Raw genomic sequence first — 15,107 nt, forward strand, 5'->3', positions numbered from 1 at the left:
CCAGCGTTGGAGTGCGATCTGCTGCCCGGAGGAGTTCCGTAGGCTTAGCGATCCACGTGCCAAAAGTGCAGCATTCGAAGTAGTTGTACATTTCGGCTCTCGTCACCCCGAGCTCTCTGAGCTGCTTCGGAGTCCTAGGAACCTCCTGGAACTGCTTCGCCGTGAAATGAATTGGACTGCGCATGCTCTCCCCTCAATCCCGCACTGTTGGGCGCGTATCCCATAGTTCTGATGCCGGGTCCCTGAATCCCCCACACTCTCTTAGACAACAATCCACTCTGTTTGGTTCCCGCCAGTGCGAATCTCACTCCCACCCCGCTGCGTTTTGCAGAGTTTGATGCCGGAAAACCTCGCAAAAGCGACATCAAACTCTGCAAAACGCAATGGGGCTCTGGTGCCCCAGAGCCCCGAGCACCCCCGGCAGCCGAGCCCGGCGCGCGTCGCCAGAGCCCGCACGCAGACCGGGTAGAGTAGCACCCATGAAACGCGCGCTCCGAGGACTCAAAAACGCTGCCACCAGCACTATCGCCCGCATCACCGGCTCCCAGGGCACCATCAACACGACCGCCCACGCCTCGGGACGCACCACCACCGCCGGCCCCCGTGCCTCGGCGCACCACACCGGCCCGCACACCCAGCACAACCCAGCCGCAGACCACACGGCACCCAACCCGGGGCGCTATGCCATCGACCCACGCGGCACCATCGCCGCCGTGATCGTCACCCATAACCGCGTTGACCTGTTGGAACGCAGCCTCGACATGGTGGCCAAGCAGACCCGTCGTCCCGACTGGGTCATCGTCGTGGACAACGGCGCCGACCCCGAGGTAGAAACCCTGGTCCACGCAAAGCTCGGCGGGGAGCCGCAGTCCCGTCGCGCGTCCGCGGAGATCGCCGCCCGCCGTTTCGCGGAGATCCAGACCGTCGGGGCGGCGATCACCAAGGCATCCGAGGAAGTTCCCGACGGCGCCGCTGCCAACGACAACGACGACGCCACCCCGTCGACGTCCGCGTCCAGCTCCCCCTCCGCCGCTTCGGGCGACGTCCCCCAGCGACGTCCCCGCCCGATGTACCTGCCCAGCCGCACGAACCTGGGCGGCGCGGGCGGCTTCGCCCTCGGCTTCCTCGCAGCACTCGCCCTGGGCGCGGACTCCATCTGGTGCGCCGACGACGACGGCCGCCCGGCCGATGAGAACGTCCTCGCCACTCTGCTGGACGTCGCCGAGCGCGAGCAGCTCGCGCAGGTATCTCCGCTGGTCACGAACATCAATAACCCGGATCGCCTGGCCTTCCCGCTGCGCCAGGGGCTGACGTGGCGCCGCCGCGTCTCCGAGTTGGAGGGGGACTTCCTCCCTGGCATCGCGAGCCTCTTCAACGGCGCGTTGATCTCCGCCCGTGCAATGGAGATCATCGGTGTGCCGGATTATCGGCTGTTCATCCGCGGCGACGAGGTCGAGTACCACCGCCGCATCGTCCGCAGCGGTCTGCGCTTCGGCACGAGCCTGACCTGCGCTTATGCACACCCGGATGGCTCGGAGGAGTTCAAGCCGATCCTCGGCGGACGCATGCACACGCAGTACCCGGACGGCCAGTTCAAGCGCTACTTCACGTACCGCAACCGCGGTTACCTCATGTCGCAGCCGGGCATGCGGCGGTTGCTGCCACAGGAGTACGCGCGCTTCGCGTGGTTCTTCCTGGTTCAGCGCAAGGACGTCGCCGGCTTCCGCGAGTGGCTCCAGCTGCACACCTTGGGCCGCCAGGAGCGCTTCGAGCGCCCAGAGTAGAGGGTCACGGCGCCTATCCCGCCCGCTAGTTGCGGAAGATCACGAAGCGCTGGATCAGGAAGTTCAGCACCGTGGCGGTGCCCTGCGCGATCACGAAGGAGATCAGGCGCACGACCAGCGGCGAAAAAGCCGTCTGGCTCTCCAGCAGGGGGATTAACAACGGTTTGTACAGGCCGACCTGCACCACAAAGGTCAGCGCATAAGTAATCATCGTGATCACGAAGCGCTTGGTCGAGGGCGCAGCGTTGAAGGTCCAGCGCCGGTTGATCATGTACGCCGTGAGCGTGCCCAGGATGAAGCCGATGGTCTTCGCCACGGTGTCACTGAAACCGAACAGGAACGTGAAGATCGCGGTGGAGCCGAAGTCCACGATCGCGGACAGCCCGCCGGTCAGGATGAAGCGGAAGATCTGTTGGTTCAGTCCGATGTTGTCCTTCACGACGACGTCACCCTCTCCGGCCTCGGCGCCAACCGCACCGTTCGCCGTCACTTCAGCGCCCGACACCCCAGCGCCCACCGCACCGTTTGCCGCCGCATCGTTCGCCGCCATGCCGTCCATCTCACCGCGCGCGTCGCTGGTCACGGACTGTTCTGGCCGCTTGCTGGTCACTTGGGCTCCTTGGTTTCGGTCTTAGGGGCGGCGTTCGCGGCGTGGCCTTCCGAGCCACCCGCACCCTTCGGCCCCTTGTTGCGGAACGTCCAGAGCTTATTGAAGAGGAAGTTCGCAGGCACCGCCACGATCACGCCGATGAAGTTACCCCAGTAGGAGCGGGTGCGCAGGCCGGTGGAGTTATCGAAGATGTCCTCCGGCAGCCCGATCGGCGAGTTCGTGTGCACCACCAGCGTGGACACCGCGAGTGTGATCAGCAGCCCGAAAACCCCCACGGCCATGAACTGCGGCAACTGGATCCACCAGGGCTGCTTGTGGTGGCCCTTGAAGGTCCAGTAGCGATTGAGCACAAAGTTCCACACATTCGCCACGAGAAAAGCCAGCACCGAAAACAGGTGGTACCAGCGCATATTCCACTGGGTGTTGAGCAGCTGGAAAAGCACTTCGAGATCGTCGATTCCAAAGCCCCGGTCGAAGAACTTCTTCGCCAGCACGAAGACCACCTGGTTGACCACGAAGCCGCTGGCGCCGACGAGGCCGAAACGCACAAACTGCCGCGCGATGGCCTTGGAGCGAGCCAAACGCCCCGCGGGCGTAGGCTTCGCGGCCGTGCGCGGCTGCAGCTTGGTGTGGTCGTTGGGAGTCTCTGGCACGGAGGTTAGATTACGCGTATTTCCTGGCCGATTGTTATTCCCTCGCCGCCTGTTCGGGCGTTATATTGGCCACTCCCGTACTGGACAGTCGCGCTGCCGTGACGGCCGCACGCTGATTTTTACGACGCCGCCCCCGGCTTTGCGTCCATGTCACGGTCCACGCCGCGCGGTAACACTGATCGGCTCTGCCAGCGCGAGCCCCGCCCCTGCACCCGCAGTCCACGCCGACCAGTACCCCGGTTTAGTCCTGCAGGCGGATCGGTACCCAGCGGGGCTGGTCGGGCTCGTTTTTCAGCCGGCGCTTCCGCACCGCTTCGAATGCCGCCCAGTCCCGGTTCCACGTCCGCACCCCACGCGCCAACGCGAGCACGCTGGTCACGACCTTTTCCGCGTCCTCGTCCAGCCCCTGCGGCGGGTGGCCCTCGACCGGCTCGATGGGGCGAACCTCTCCCCATCCGGTGGAGCGCTTGCCCCCGTTGGCCTCCTCGAACTCGGCCTTCGCCGCAGCAACCGCGGCCTCAGCCGCTTTCTGGCTGGCGGCGACATCCACGAGGTGGAGCTCGCCTTCCGCCAGGCCGCCGTAGCTAATGTCCCCTTGCGAGTCCTCGGTGAGGAAGACCGGGTGCACGAGCAGCAGCCGCGCCATCGCAGCCGGGTCCTCGCGATCTTCAATCCATTCGGCCTCCCCCGCGAAGCCCTTCACCCCGTCGGGCCCCAGCAGCCAGGCGCCGGAAAAATCGCCGCGCGTCAGCTCCGGATCGGTCTCGACCTGCCAGATCGCGGTCGTCTCCCCCACCCGGCAGGCGACGAGCACGGGCGGGTAATACGTGATCGGCCCTGGCGTGTCTTCCGGCCGGTCGGAGGGCGCCACCGCCAAGGTTGGGGTGGGTGTCAACGCCACGGCGCTCGAAACCTCGGTGCTCGAAGTCTCGGCGCTGGAAACTTCGGCGCTCGAAGACTCGACGCTGGGGCTCTGTGCTTCACTCGCTGGGCTCATGGCCTCGATCTTAGCGACCTCCCCAGACACGCCGTGCCCGCACGCAGACTCAGCTGCGCACCGCCCGTTCCTGGGTCTTCCGGTCCGCCACCACCGCGAGCGCACCAATCACCCCGGAGATCACACCCCACGCGGCATTCGGGTGCTTCACGCCTCGGGATTCCAGCGCCTTCACGCCAGCCCGCTGGATCGCGCGGTCGATGCGCACCCCCACCGTCACGGCAAGGACAAGCACCACCGCCGCACCTGGCAACACGGCGTAAGGCGGCAGGCTGAATACCCGGTCCCACCAGCGAGGATCATTCGGCGGCCAGATTTCCTCTGCGTCCTCCCCGTCCTCGTCGGCCGCACCGTCGCGAACCGCACCGTCATCGACCACGCCGTTTGGGACGACGTCGTCGTTAAAGGCATCGCCATCGACGGCGACGTCCTCCCCCGCAGCCAGGTCGGCGACGTCGCTGTCCTGCGGTACAGCTCCCTCCTGCTGGCGGGCGCGGGCGTCGTCGAGGAGCTTGCGTAGCTCGGCGGTCTGCTTGCTCGCGTGCGAAAATTCCTCCTTCGCGAATTCCATCGTTTCGGCAGTGGAACGCAGCACGTAGGGGCCGATCCCGGCGACCAGCGCGGCGCCCCGGAGCAAGCCACGGCCCCGGCCGGCGGGCAGGAAGTCCTTGATGCCATAGAACGCAGCCGTGCCTGCGGCAGCGGCCAGAGCTTCAAACGCGAGTGGTGGTTTCTTCATGCTCAGCATTTTACCCCGGCAGCCAGGCGCCCCCTTGGCTAGACCACAGCGACCGACGGGGACGTGTCTGCAGCCCCGGCTAGAATTTCTAGGCATGGCAGGACTCTTCGAAAAACTCAGCACAGGCCTCTCCAACATCGTCGGCAAGCAGCCGAAAGAGCAGAAGGAGCCACCGCTGCGAGTCGGTGGCGTCGGGGAGGAAACGACCTATGAGGCAGCAGAGCGCACGCAGCTGCCATTGAACTCGTGGATGACGCGAATGATGGCCCAGGAGCTGCCGATCATGGATTCGGTGAGCCGCCAGCGGGTGCGCGATATCCTGCGCGACTACGACGGGCCGGAGATCACCAGCATCGAGGAACTCCCGGAGGAGATCCGCACAATTATGGACCTGTACTAGCGAAACCGGGCAGCGCGCAGACATGCGCCTAAAGCGCAGATATACTGGTAATTAGCTATTTGTCATACTCGCGGTGCCCGCTTGATGTCGGTTCTGTCCCCGGCATGGCGCTGCCGTGACAGACATGTTGAAGAACGAAGGATTCTAATGCGTTGTGCACTCGACGTTGTGGTTACGGCCGTCGCGCTGTGGCTGGTCACCCTGGTTATTCCTGGAGTGTCAGTGATGGGCGGTATCGGCGCCTTTATTTGGGCCGCACTGGTGTTCATGTTCGTCAACGCCTTCATCGCCCCGGTCGTGCGGCTGCTGAGCCTGCCGCTGCGGATCCTCACCCTGGGGTTGTTCTCGCTGATCGTGAACGCGCTGCTGTTCTCGCTGGTCGGTTGGATCTCTAGCGGCATCGGCAACGGCCTGGTGGTCAGTGGCTTCTGGGCGGCGTTCTTCGGCGCGATCTTCATGGCCATCGCCACCTGGATCGTGGAGGGCACGCTCAAGGCGATTGGCATCGGTTCCGCCCTCTAAGCTCGCTAAAGGTTCCCGTAGCGCGCCCCGCCCGGCGCGTGAGCCTGCCCTCCCACGCGTCGCGGGAGTGAGATACGCGACATCATGGATTTGTACTAGCGAACCGACTGTTTTAGCAGGCTATTCGCAGCCTGCGGCGCTACGCTTGAAAGCCATGAGCATCCATACAACTACAAAGACCCTGACCGGTTGGGGCCGCACTCAGGCCACCACGGCAGAGGTGCTGTCCACGCCAGATGTGGAGACCATCGCGAAGGCCGTGGCCCAGGTCGCGGACGATAATGCGGATAAGCCCAGCCACCTGAAGCGCGGCGTCATCGCCCGCGGCATGGGCCGCAGCTACGGCGACCCGACCAACAACGCCGGCGGTCTCGTCATCGATATGCGGGAGCTCAACAAGATCCACGACATCGACCCGGACACGGCGATCGTGGACGTTGATGCCGGGGTGACGCTCGACCAGCTGATGAAAGCCGCCCTGCCCTACGGCCTGTGGGTCCCCGTCCTGCCGGGCACCCGCCAGGTCACCATCGGTGGCGCGATCGGGCCGGATATTCACGGCAAAAACCACCACTCCGCGGGTTCCTTCGGCGACCACGTCCTGTCCATGGAGCTGCTCGTCGCCGACGGCCGCGTCCTGCACCTGGAGCCAGAGGGCACCCCGGATGACCCGAAGGGTGAGCTGTTCTGGGCCACCGTCGGAGGCATGGGCCTGACCGGCATCATCCTGCGTGCCCGCATCGAGATGACGCGCACGGAGACCGCCTACTTCATCGCGGATGGCGACCTGACCCACTCTCTCGACGAGACCATCGAGTTCCACTCCGATGGTTCCGAGCGCAACTACACGTATTCTTCCGCCTGGTTCGACGCGATTTCGGGTGGCTCCAAGCTGGGGCGTGCGGCGATCTCCCGTGGCTCGCTGGCAACGCTGGACCAGCTCAAGGAGCTGTCGCCGAAGTTGGCGAAGGACCCGTTGAAGTTCAACGCCCCGCAGCTGATGACCGTTCCGGATATCTTCCCGAACTTCACGATGAACAAGCTGTCCATGATCGCCATCGGCGAGCTGTGGTGGCTGAAGTCCGGCGAGTACCGCAACCAAGTGCAGAACCTGACGCAGTTCTACCAGCCGCTGGATCTCATCGGCGAGTGGAACCGCGGCTACGGTTCCAAGGGCTTCCTGCAGTACCAGTTCGTCGTCCCGACGGAGGCAGTGGAGCCGTTCAAGCAGATCATCAAGGATATCCAGGCCTCCGGCCACTACTCCGCGCTGAATGTCTTCAAGCTCTTCGGTGAGGGCAACCGCGCACCGCTGAGCTACCCGATGCCGGGTTGGAACGTCTGTGTGGACTTCCCGATTAAGCCTGGCCTCGGCAAGTTCCTGGACGACCTGGATCGCCGCGTCATGGAGTTCGGCGGCCGCCTGTACCTGGCGAAGGAGTCCCGCACCTCCGCGGAGAACTTCCACAAGATGTACCCAGGCATGGAGGGCTGGCTGAAGACCCGCCACAACATCGACCCGACGGGCGTATTCGCATCCGATATGTCCCGCCGCCTCGAGCTGCACTAAACACCGACGAGCCTTTTAAAGGAGTTATTTCATGATTGATGCTGTTGGAAAGCCACAGTCCATCCTGCTGCTCGGCGGTGCGTCCGACATGGGCCTGGCCGTGGTGGAGGAGTTCCTCTCCCGTGGCCCGGCGCGCGTGGTGCTCGCTGCCCGCGAGGGCGAGAGCTTGGACGACGCCACCCGCCGTTGCCAGGCCGCCGGTGCGTCTGAGGTGGAGACCCTGGCCTTTGATGCGGTGGATTTCGATTCCCACCCGGCGGTGATCGACAAGGCCTTTGCCGCCGGCGATATCGATATCGCGATCGTCGCGTTCGGCATCCTGGGCGATAACGAGAAGCAGTGGCAGGACCAGAAGCTCGCCGTACAGGCAGCCCAGGTGAACTTCACCGGCGCGGTCTCGGTCGGTGTGCTGCTGGGCCAGAAGATGAAGGAGCAGGGCCACGGCCAGATCATCGCCTTCTCCACCGTTGCGGGTGAGATGGTGCGCCGGTCGAACTTCGTGTACGGCTCCACGAAGGCCGGCACGGACGGCTTCTACCGCCTGCTCGGCGAGGCGCTGCGCGGCACTGGTGTGCGCGTGCTGACCGTCCGTCCGGGCCAGGTCCGCACGAATATGACGAAGGATTTGGACGACGCCCCGCTGACCGTCGATAAGACCGATGCGGCGAAGGCGATCGCGAAGGCTGTGGACGATAAGAAGACGATCGTCTGGGTCCACCCGCTGTTCCGCCCGATCATGCTGGTGCTGAAGCACCTGCCGATGTGGGTGCTGCGGAAGCTGCCGATCTAGCGGGATTGGCGTAGGAGCTCCGCGAAGAGCGAAACGGGCCAGCACGGTAAGCGTGCTGGCCCGTTTGTGTTTCCTAGCTACAGTGACGGCCTGCGCCGGGGCCACCGGCAGCTCGACGCTAGGCCGTGGTCACCCAGCAACACGACACTAGGCCGTGACCTTGGCGCAGACAGCGCCCCGGCTGGACGTCCTAGTCCTCGGCTTTCGGAAGGTCGCGGTGGGCGAGGACGTGGCCGACAGCGTGCGGGATCGGGCTGATGAACTGGTAGGTCTTCGTGTGCTGGCGGGTGCCCATCGCGATGCGCGGGGCCTCGCCGACGACCTGCATCGGGTTCAGCCCGGCGTAACCGTTGGCAGCGGAGGCGTGGAGCATATCCTTGGCGATCGCTCGGGCGCCTGGGGTGGCGGCGTAGCGGTTGCAGACGAAGTCGTCGATATTGCAGATGTCGAGGACACGGTCGCCGAGCTTGCCGTAGCCGCGCATGGCGCCGAGGATGCCTTCACCGTCGCGCAGCGTGCCGCCCTTGTGCTTGCTCTCTGGCCCGTTGTGCGGGTTGGCGATCAGCGCGGCGGTGGCGAAACGCTTGGCCGGGATCGGGCCGCGACCTGCGTTGATGTCCGCGATGATGTGGGAGGCGATGTCCGAGCCTTCGGAGAACCCGACGAGCGCGAACTTCGCATTCGGGCAGTGCGCGGCGGTCTGGGCGATGAGCTGGCGGGCCTTCGCGTAACCCTGGCGCATGGACTGGTCGTAGCTCAGGGTGAAGAAGGGGGTTGCTCGGTAGCTGACGGTGCGCTGGGCGATGCCATGTGCACTGAGCTGGTTAGCCACCTGCCCGACGAGGAAGCCGTGCGGGACGGAGTCTGGCACACCGTCGACGGTATTCCCGCCGCCGGGGATGGCAATGACCATGGTGCTGGTGCAGGCGCCCTGCGCGGTTGGGGTGAAGGCGAAGCCGGAGCCGACTGGGGCGGCATCCGCGCTGGCCAGCAGGCCGTTATTCGCCCCGCCCCCGATGGTGGCTGCCCCGCCGAGTGCGAGCACTCCGGTCAGTGCAGCGGCGGCCAGCTTTGCTGCGAACTTCTTCATCCCCACGGTTGTTGCGTCCTTTGGTAACTATGCCCGGATATCTACAAGTAAAACTTAATACATTATGAGCATTTTGGTTACTCGGGGCCGCCGGGCATGATAACGCCCCTCCGACCGGCGGGCTTGTCTTCAGCTGCCGGTAGAGGGGCGGGGACCGTAAGGGGGCGGGGACCGTGAGGGGCGACGTCCCTGGGGAGGACGTCCGTCATCGCGACGTCGTGGCTGACGACGGCGCCGACGACGTCCCTGCTCGCGGCGTTACTTGATGCGCGCGAGGTTGTGGACGTAGCCGTCGTAGGACTTGTAGACGTAGTGGGTTCCACCGGCGAGCTGGCCGATGAGGTGGCGCTTCCCGTCGCGGCCCAGGAGGTAGAGCGGCGCACCGGAGTCACCCGGGCGGGACGGGATGAGCCCGGAGACGTCCTGGGTCTTTTCGTTCACACGGACGATGGGGCCGCAGGTCAAGCCGGTGGTGTTGCCTTCCTTGCAGGCAATGCGCCCGACCATGCCCTGGTGGACACGCAGCGGGGCGCCGAAGGGTGCGCTCACTGCACGGCGATGGATGGCGCGGGTCGCAGCACTAGCTGGCTGGTGGACTGGGTGAACCCGGTCCAGGTGGACAACGTTGTACTGCACCTTGACGTTCGGCTTGAGGCGGAAGTAGCCGAAATCGTTGATGAAGTGCCCACCGGGGCGCTTGTTGCCCTGGACGATGTGCCAGCCGGCGCGGACGTCGGCGGCGTCCGCAATGACCTGACCCTTGTGGCGGATCTGGGTGACATGGCCGGAAATGCAGTGACCTGCGGTGACGGCGTAGTTTGTGTGCCCCCGACGGACGACGTTGGTCACCGTGCAGGGGTTGACGGAGCCGTCGGCGCGCTGGACCCAGAAGCTGGCGCCGCCCCGGATGATGCGGGACTGGTTGAAGCTCATCCCGTCGAGCCGAGCCTCTGAGCTGCCGAGGGAACTACCCAGGGAGCTGCCGCTGGAACCGCTGGATCCGCTGGAGAGGCTGGAGCCACTAGAACCGCTGCTGGCCGCCGCAGCGATGGGCTGGCCGGTACCCAGCATGAGGCCGGTGGCGGCCAGGATGGTGGCCGCTGCTGCTGCGAGGCGCTTCGCCGCGTTCTTCAATGACATCCCCTCGTGGATATGCTGCGCCACCCCTAGGTTGAGCGGTGCAGTTGGATAGAAGCTTTCACTATACTTTCTATCGGGAAATTTGCAATAGATATTGTGCAATTCATGTGCACAGCCACAGCTTATACCGGGGAGCTACCCGCGGTGGGGCGCAAGTGACGCGTAACCAAGCGGGGCAAAGACAGGCCACCGAGCGCAGCACAGTCCTGGATTCACGCGGAACACATCAACCGCGACCGCGCGAGCTCCCAGCTACCCGGCGCGTCGAGTGCGCCGACGATGCTGACAACGGAGCTAATCCCCGCCGTAATCGCCGCCGTCTCCGCCCTCAAACAGGAAGCTCAATCCGATGGCGAACGGCAGCATGAAGAGAATGAAGATGAATGTTTCATGCTCCCCAGCCCAGGCCTGCAGGCTATCGATGATCCCCATTGTTGCCCTCCAGTCGATTTTTCTCTTGAGCTCCCGCGCGCCAGCGAGCGCGGAGCCGGGAGATTTGCCCGACAAAACCGACAATACCGCGGAGGCGACGCGTGCGCGAGGGTTACGACAGCAGCTCTGTGGACGTTGTAGTCGAGGACGAATAAAGGTTGTCCCCGCTAGCGCGGGGAGCACAGATTCGGAGGGAGGTCGACAAGCCAGTGCGCCGGCTCATCCCCGCTGGCGCGGGGAACACCGTAGCGTGTCGTGGGGCGAGGCCGCCGACCTGGGCTCATCCCCGCTAGCGCGGGGAGCACCGTGATGGGAAGTTGATGACGACGGCGCCGTACCTTGGTGGTGAGCCGGTGCCGGATGTAGCGAAGCTTGTGAAGCACTCGGTGTGGGGGTGGAGGCATGGTGATGGCGAAATTCAGCCTGATGCGCCACGAAACGGGCACACGTTCGACTCTGTACGTCGGAAGGGGACATTCTTTCCGAGATCATGGTCTGACCAGGAAATCGCCGAAGCGATCACCACCACGATTGAAAGCCCGGATTTCGTGAAAGCGCGAGCGGTAAGACGCGTCGTGTATCGAGACATTAACGATGTGATGGTCACTGTTGAATGGGACTATGTAAAGGGAACGGCGAAGGGCAACACTGCTTACCCAACGTTCGGGAATGGAGTGGCAAGGTTCGTTCCATCCAAAAATGAGAGGGTAGAGTGGAGTCAGGATCATGAAAAGACTATGAGAAAGGCAAGGAGAGTGATTCAGGAATGAGAGTTGAAGAAGCTGTTCGTGAGTTGCTCGACTTGCCGGAGTTGTCTGACTCTGGAGCGCGATTTCGATTGGAGTGCGGTGAAGTCGCAGACGCTGCATCTTATCTGATCGAAGATGTCGCGGAAGCTGGTGTAGACATCACGAATGAACAGAGGAAAGCCCTTCTTGAGGGACTCATGGAGTATGCGCGCGGTGATAACGATATTTACGAAGCCTACGCACGCTTGCTCGCCTGAATAGGGGATCGCTTAGTCCGCTATATATGGCCACCTCTCCGTGAGGTGGTTTTGTGCTATCTGGTGACTTTTGTGGCGGTTCGATTCCGCTGTAGCGCACGTACCCCGCACCCTGGTGGTGGCGGGGTTTTCTCATGCCCAACAAGCCGGCGGATTCTAGGGGTCGTTGCAACATTTCCTAGCTTTCAGCTAAATCTAACAGCTCCGCCATCCGCTCCGCAGGAGTAGCAAAACCCAACGTCTTACGCGGCCGACAATTCAACCGATGAGCAACAAGCTCCAACTCCTCCCGCCCATAAACACTCAAATCCGCACCCTTCGGAAAATACTGACGCAACAACCCATTAGTGTTCTCATTCGTCCCCCGCTGCCACGGCGACCCCGGATCACAGAAATACACCGGACAATCCGTCGCAATGCTAAACGACCTATGACCAGCCATCTCTGAACCCTGATCCCAGGTCAACGACCCCCGAAGATGCTGCGGCAACGTCATAATCGCCTCCACCAGCGCATCACGCACCGCCACCGCACCATGCCCATCCGGCAAATGCAGCAACATCACATACCGCGTCGTCCGCTCCACCAACGTCCCAATCGCAGACCTTCCACCTGCACCGATAATCAGATCACCCTCCCAATGCCCCGGCACAGCCCGATCCTCAACAACAGCAGGACGATCAGCAATCATGATCATCGGATCAACAAACCGACTCCTCGCAACACGCTGACCACGCGGTTTACGCCGCGTCCGCCCCGTACGAAGGGCATGGGCCACCACCTTCTTCAACTCGCCTCTGGCCTGGCAGTACAGCTCTTGATAGATCGTTTCATGACTCACATGCATAGTCTCATCGCCAGGGAATTCCCTGCGCAACCGGCCAGCCACCTGCTCAGGGGAAAACTCCATCCGCAACCACTGCCACACCTGCTGTTTCAACCGCGGATTCGCCGCAATCTTCGACACCTTCGGCCGAAACCTCCGAAGCGTTGACTTCCGGTGCGCCTCAAACGGGCGATAAATGCCATCATCACCACTATTGCGACTAATCTCGCGCGAAATCGTCCCCGGATCACGCCCAAGCTCACGCGCAATCGCCCGAACCGATAAATTCCGATTCACCCGATCCGCGATGCGCTCCCGCTCCACCAACGACAAGTACCGCCGGTCAATCACCTTCTCCACCGCAGCCTGCGGCAGCACCTCCACCGGAACACTGACCCGGCCATCAACATACGCAAGAACCTGCATAAGCCGTTTATAGCGATAAACTGCCTGACCATCGGGCACAAACGGCACACGCCGACCACGTGTTTTAATCACCCCCTTATCAACATCAAGCGCACCACGTAACCCCATCCCACACGCAGCTGCAGCAGAACGACGATCCAACCCACAGGCCCGAAGCTCCAAATACTCCACTCGCCGCGCCGTAGCCACAGCCCGCCGACCCTCAGGAGCAGGACGGGGCCGCGCACCAATCGATATCCCCACCCGGTATACCGACGAAGGATTCACACCCAACCGCCGCACAATATCCATTGGCGCGACATTCTGGGCAAACAACGCAACAATCTCGTCAACCACCTGTGACGACAACGTCTTATTCCGCAGTGGTAACCCATCACGATGCGCAATCCGATACGCCGTAGCTAACGACCATCCCAGATCCAGCCCAGCCGCACGCACCGACAAACCATCACCCACCACCAACTGGTGGAACCGAGTGATCTCCTCAACCGGTGGATCCCACCGTGACACCGTCATCACCAACACCAACCCTTCAGATCAGTGTTGCAACGACCACTAGAACTTAAGGCCCAGGAGGTTTAACCCAATGGCAGAGAACACTCCCGCCGCCGAGGACAACCAGGCGGCACAGGCTAACGCCCAGGAGGCGACGCCAACCACGCCAGAAACGCAGGCTAAGGAAACCCCGGATATCCCCGAATCGTTCCGCAAGGAGCTCGAGGACGCCCGCCGGGAAGCAGCCCGTTACCGAACCGAACGCAACGAACTGCGCCAGGACACGGAAGCGTGGCGTACCCAGCAGGAGGCAGAGAAGTCTGAACTGCAGAAGGCCCAGGAGGCACTGAACAGGCGCACGGACGAGGGCTCATCCCCGCTGGCGCGGGGAGCACTCGGGGCTGTGGCTGCTGTCGGTAACGCAGGCGGGCTCATCCCCGCTGACGCGGGGAGCACGAGGTGCTTAGTCAGTTCCTCGGCGTACCCCTCGGCTCATCCCCGCTGACGCGGGGAGCACGGCCCACGTGGTCTCGGTGCTCTGGTAGGTGGCGGCTCATCCCCGCTGACGCGGGGAGCACCTACCCCCGTTGCTACCCCCGTTGGTGGGGTTGGGCTCATCCCCGCTGACGCGGGGAGCACAGCCGAACCCGAACCGGGCGGACCAGTCCAGAAGGCTCATCCCCGCTGGCGCGGGGAGCACTGCTGCGCACCGAGGGTGTTTTGCCGGAGTGTGGGCTCATCCCCGCTGGCGCGGGGAGCACTCGTTTGAGCCGATCGGGCAGGTGATTGATCTGGGCTCATCCCCGCTGGCGCGGGGAGCACTTGGGAAGCCTGCGCCGGGGTCTGTGTGGTCGGGGCTCATCCCCGCTGGCGCGGGGAGCACAAGCCCATGCGTCTCACCGGGGCCCACTGTAGGGGCTCATCCCCGCTGGCGCGGGGAGCACAGTCGACTACTGTGCCCGGCGCGTAGCGCGTTGGGCTCATCCCCGCTGGCGCGGGGAGCACAGACCATCACCGCTTTCCCGCCGACTTCGGAGGGGCTCATCCCCGCTGGCGCGGGGAGCACGGAATCACCTACCACGAGGAAACAACCCTCGGCGGCTCATCCCCGCTGGCGCGGGGAGCACTCACCCGGGCGCAGCATCGGGGTGAACGTGATGGGCTCATCCCCGCTGGCGCGGGGAGCACCACATGGGCCGTCCCGACCTCACCCCCGACCTGGGCTCATCCCCGCTGGCGCGGGGAGCACTCTACTGCGATTCAGTGGGCGTGGGAGAACGTGGGCTCATCCCCGCTGGCGCGGGGAGCACATAGCCTTAGCAGTGGCTTTATCCGACGTGTCGGGCTCATCCCCGCTGGCGCGGGGAGCACACATCCCTCGATGTGTTCACAAGCCGCGCCTCAGGCTCATCCCCGCTGGCGCGGGGAGCACGACACCACAATCGCGGTGCCGTGCTTGTGAGTGGGCTCATCCCCGCTGGCGCGGGGAGCACAGGCGACGGATCACGAAACCGGCTTTACCGTGCGGCTCATCCCCGCTGGCGCGGGGAGCACCAACCCTTAGAGAATCTATCGACGTTGCCCCTGGGCTCATCCCCGCTGGCGCGGGGAGCACGCGGGGTAGTAA

General features: G+C 63.9%; 15 protein-coding genes and 1 CRISPR repeat array (1 of these 16 only partly in view). Of the genes, 7 read left to right on the forward strand and 8 right to left on the reverse strand.

The genetic code is table 11. From position 1 onward, the window contains the following. The first annotated feature begins 479 nt into the window (after positions 1–479). Positions 480–1,784: a galactofuranosyltransferase GlfT1 gene (glfT1, locus tag CU_RS09770; protein ID WP_012361176.1), complete on the forward strand. Its 1,305-nt coding sequence runs from the start codon at positions 480–482 to the stop codon at positions 1,782–1,784. A gap of 25 nt (positions 1,785–1,809) precedes the next feature. On the opposite strand, the gene CU_RS09775 is transcribed toward glfT1, so the two are convergent. The 4 genes from CU_RS09775 to CU_RS09790 all read right to left on the reverse strand — a co-directional run bounded on the left by CU_RS09775 (position 1,810) and on the right by CU_RS09790 (position 4,783). Next, a complete protein-coding gene (locus tag CU_RS09775; RefSeq protein WP_012361177.1) occupies positions 1,810–2,394 on the reverse strand; it encodes a GtrA family protein in 585 nt (194 codons plus the stop codon). Then, a complete protein-coding gene (locus tag CU_RS09780) occupies positions 2,391–3,047 on the reverse strand; it encodes a GtrA family protein (protein ID WP_012361178.1) in 657 nt (218 codons plus the stop codon). The genes CU_RS09775 and CU_RS09780 overlap by 4 nt, the downstream gene beginning before the upstream one ends. A 241-nt stretch (positions 3,048–3,288) precedes the next feature. Then, positions 3,289–4,044, reverse strand: a complete 756-nt coding sequence (locus CU_RS09785; protein ID WP_231837674.1) for a hypothetical protein — start codon at positions 4,042–4,044, stop codon at positions 3,289–3,291. Positions 4,045–4,093: 49 nt separating this feature from the next. Then, positions 4,094–4,783 carry a hypothetical protein gene (locus CU_RS09790; RefSeq protein ID WP_012361181.1) on the reverse strand — a complete coding sequence of 230 codons (690 nt, stop codon included), beginning with the start codon at positions 4,781–4,783 and terminating at the stop codon, positions 4,094–4,096. A 94-nt stretch (positions 4,784–4,877) separates the two neighbouring features. On the opposite strand from CU_RS09790, the gene CU_RS09795 reads away from it, so the two are divergent. From CU_RS09795 to CU_RS09810, 4 genes are all read left to right on the forward strand, one after another. After that, positions 4,878–5,183 (forward strand): hypothetical protein, encoded by a 306-nt coding sequence (locus tag CU_RS09795; protein WP_231837675.1) that lies wholly within the window; start codon positions 4,878–4,880, stop codon positions 5,181–5,183. A 147-nt stretch (positions 5,184–5,330) separates the two neighbouring features. Continuing rightward, complete coding sequence (locus tag CU_RS09800; RefSeq protein ID WP_012361182.1) at positions 5,331–5,705, forward strand: phage holin family protein; 375 nt, start codon at positions 5,331–5,333, stop codon at positions 5,703–5,705. A 154-nt stretch (positions 5,706–5,859) separates the two neighbouring features. Next, the gene (locus CU_RS09805; RefSeq protein WP_012361183.1) at positions 5,860–7,275 is read left to right on the forward strand and encodes an FAD-binding oxidoreductase; all 1,416 of its coding nucleotides are present in this window, start codon (positions 5,860–5,862) and stop codon (positions 7,273–7,275) included. A gap of 31 nt (positions 7,276–7,306) precedes the next feature. Then, positions 7,307–8,065 (forward strand): decaprenylphospho-beta-D-erythro-pentofuranosid-2-ulose 2-reductase, encoded by a 759-nt coding sequence (locus CU_RS09810; protein WP_012361184.1) that lies wholly within the window; start codon positions 7,307–7,309, stop codon positions 8,063–8,065. Positions 8,066–8,255: 190 nt separating this feature from the next. Here the strand turns inward: CU_RS09810 and CU_RS09815 are convergent, their stop codons facing one another. The 3 genes from CU_RS09815 to CU_RS10685 all read right to left on the reverse strand — a co-directional run bounded on the left by CU_RS09815 (position 8,256) and on the right by CU_RS10685 (position 10,811). Then, complete coding sequence (locus CU_RS09815; RefSeq protein ID WP_231837676.1) at positions 8,256–9,155, reverse strand: cutinase family protein; 900 nt, start codon at positions 9,153–9,155, stop codon at positions 8,256–8,258. 258 nt (positions 9,156–9,413) lie between these two features. Then, positions 9,414–10,295: a chymotrypsin family serine protease gene (locus CU_RS09820; protein WP_012361186.1), complete on the reverse strand. Its 882-nt coding sequence runs from the start codon at positions 10,293–10,295 to the stop codon at positions 9,414–9,416. Positions 10,296–10,589: 294 nt separating this feature from the next. Next, positions 10,590–10,811: a hypothetical protein gene (locus tag CU_RS10685; protein ID WP_141759414.1), complete on the reverse strand. Its 222-nt coding sequence runs from the start codon at positions 10,809–10,811 to the stop codon at positions 10,590–10,592. A 236-nt stretch (positions 10,812–11,047) separates the two neighbouring features. Here CU_RS10685 and CU_RS10560 point away from each other — a divergent pair, with 236 nt between their 5' ends. Continuing rightward, positions 11,048–11,497 (forward strand): EndoU domain-containing protein, encoded by a 450-nt coding sequence (locus tag CU_RS10560; RefSeq protein WP_081477625.1) that lies wholly within the window; start codon positions 11,048–11,050, stop codon positions 11,495–11,497. Then, a complete protein-coding gene (locus CU_RS09825) occupies positions 11,494–11,733 on the forward strand; it encodes a hypothetical protein (protein WP_012361189.1) in 240 nt (79 codons plus the stop codon). Before CU_RS10560 ends, CU_RS09825 begins: the two co-directional genes overlap by 4 nt. Positions 11,734–11,911: 178 nt before the next feature. Here the strand turns inward: CU_RS09825 and CU_RS10800 are convergent, their stop codons facing one another. Continuing rightward, positions 11,912–13,126: an IS30 family transposase gene (locus tag CU_RS10800; protein WP_231837769.1), complete on the reverse strand. Its 1,215-nt coding sequence runs from the start codon at positions 13,124–13,126 to the stop codon at positions 11,912–11,914. Between the two features lie 721 nt (positions 13,127–13,847). Further along, positions 13,848–15,107: a CRISPR direct-repeat array (repeat unit 28 nt; unit sequence GGCTCATCCCCGCTGGCGCGGGGAGCAC) (it continues 2,978 nt past the right edge of the window).

This window comes from Corynebacterium urealyticum DSM 7109, assembly GCF_000069945.1.
GTDB classification, from domain to species: domain Bacteria; phylum Actinomycetota; class Actinomycetes; order Mycobacteriales; family Mycobacteriaceae; genus Corynebacterium; species Corynebacterium urealyticum.

What these genes read in the sequence shown, in the direction of transcription:
- CU_RS09820 (WP_012361186.1), bottom strand. Translation starts at nt 10,295, where the DNA reads ATGTCATTGAAGAACGCGGCGAAGCGCCTCGCAGCAGCAGCGGCCACC.
- CU_RS09795 (WP_231837675.1), top strand. Translation starts at nt 4,878, where the DNA reads ATGGCAGGACTCTTCGAAAAACTCAGCACAGGCCTCTCCAACATCGTC.
- CU_RS09810 (WP_012361184.1), top strand. Translation starts at nt 7,307, where the DNA reads ATGATTGATGCTGTTGGAAAGCCACAGTCCATCCTGCTGCTCGGCGGT.
- CU_RS09815 (WP_231837676.1), bottom strand. Translation starts at nt 9,155, where the DNA reads ATGAAGAAGTTCGCAGCAAAGCTGGCCGCCGCTGCACTGACCGGAGTG.
- CU_RS10560 (WP_081477625.1), top strand. Translation starts at nt 11,048, where the DNA reads ATGACGACGGCGCCGTACCTTGGTGGTGAGCCGGTGCCGGATGTAGCG.
- CU_RS09790 (WP_012361181.1), bottom strand. Translation starts at nt 4,783, where the DNA reads ATGAAGAAACCACCACTCGCGTTTGAAGCTCTGGCCGCTGCCGCAGGC.
- CU_RS09785 (WP_231837674.1), bottom strand. Translation starts at nt 4,044, where the DNA reads ATGAGCCCAGCGAGTGAAGCACAGAGCCCCAGCGTCGAGTCTTCGAGC.
- CU_RS09805 (WP_012361183.1), top strand. Translation starts at nt 5,860, where the DNA reads ATGAGCATCCATACAACTACAAAGACCCTGACCGGTTGGGGCCGCACT.
- CU_RS09825 (WP_012361189.1), top strand. Translation starts at nt 11,494, where the DNA reads ATGAGAGTTGAAGAAGCTGTTCGTGAGTTGCTCGACTTGCCGGAGTTG.
- glfT1 (WP_012361176.1), top strand. Translation starts at nt 480, where the DNA reads ATGAAACGCGCGCTCCGAGGACTCAAAAACGCTGCCACCAGCACTATC.
- CU_RS09800 (WP_012361182.1), top strand. Translation starts at nt 5,331, where the DNA reads ATGCGTTGTGCACTCGACGTTGTGGTTACGGCCGTCGCGCTGTGGCTG.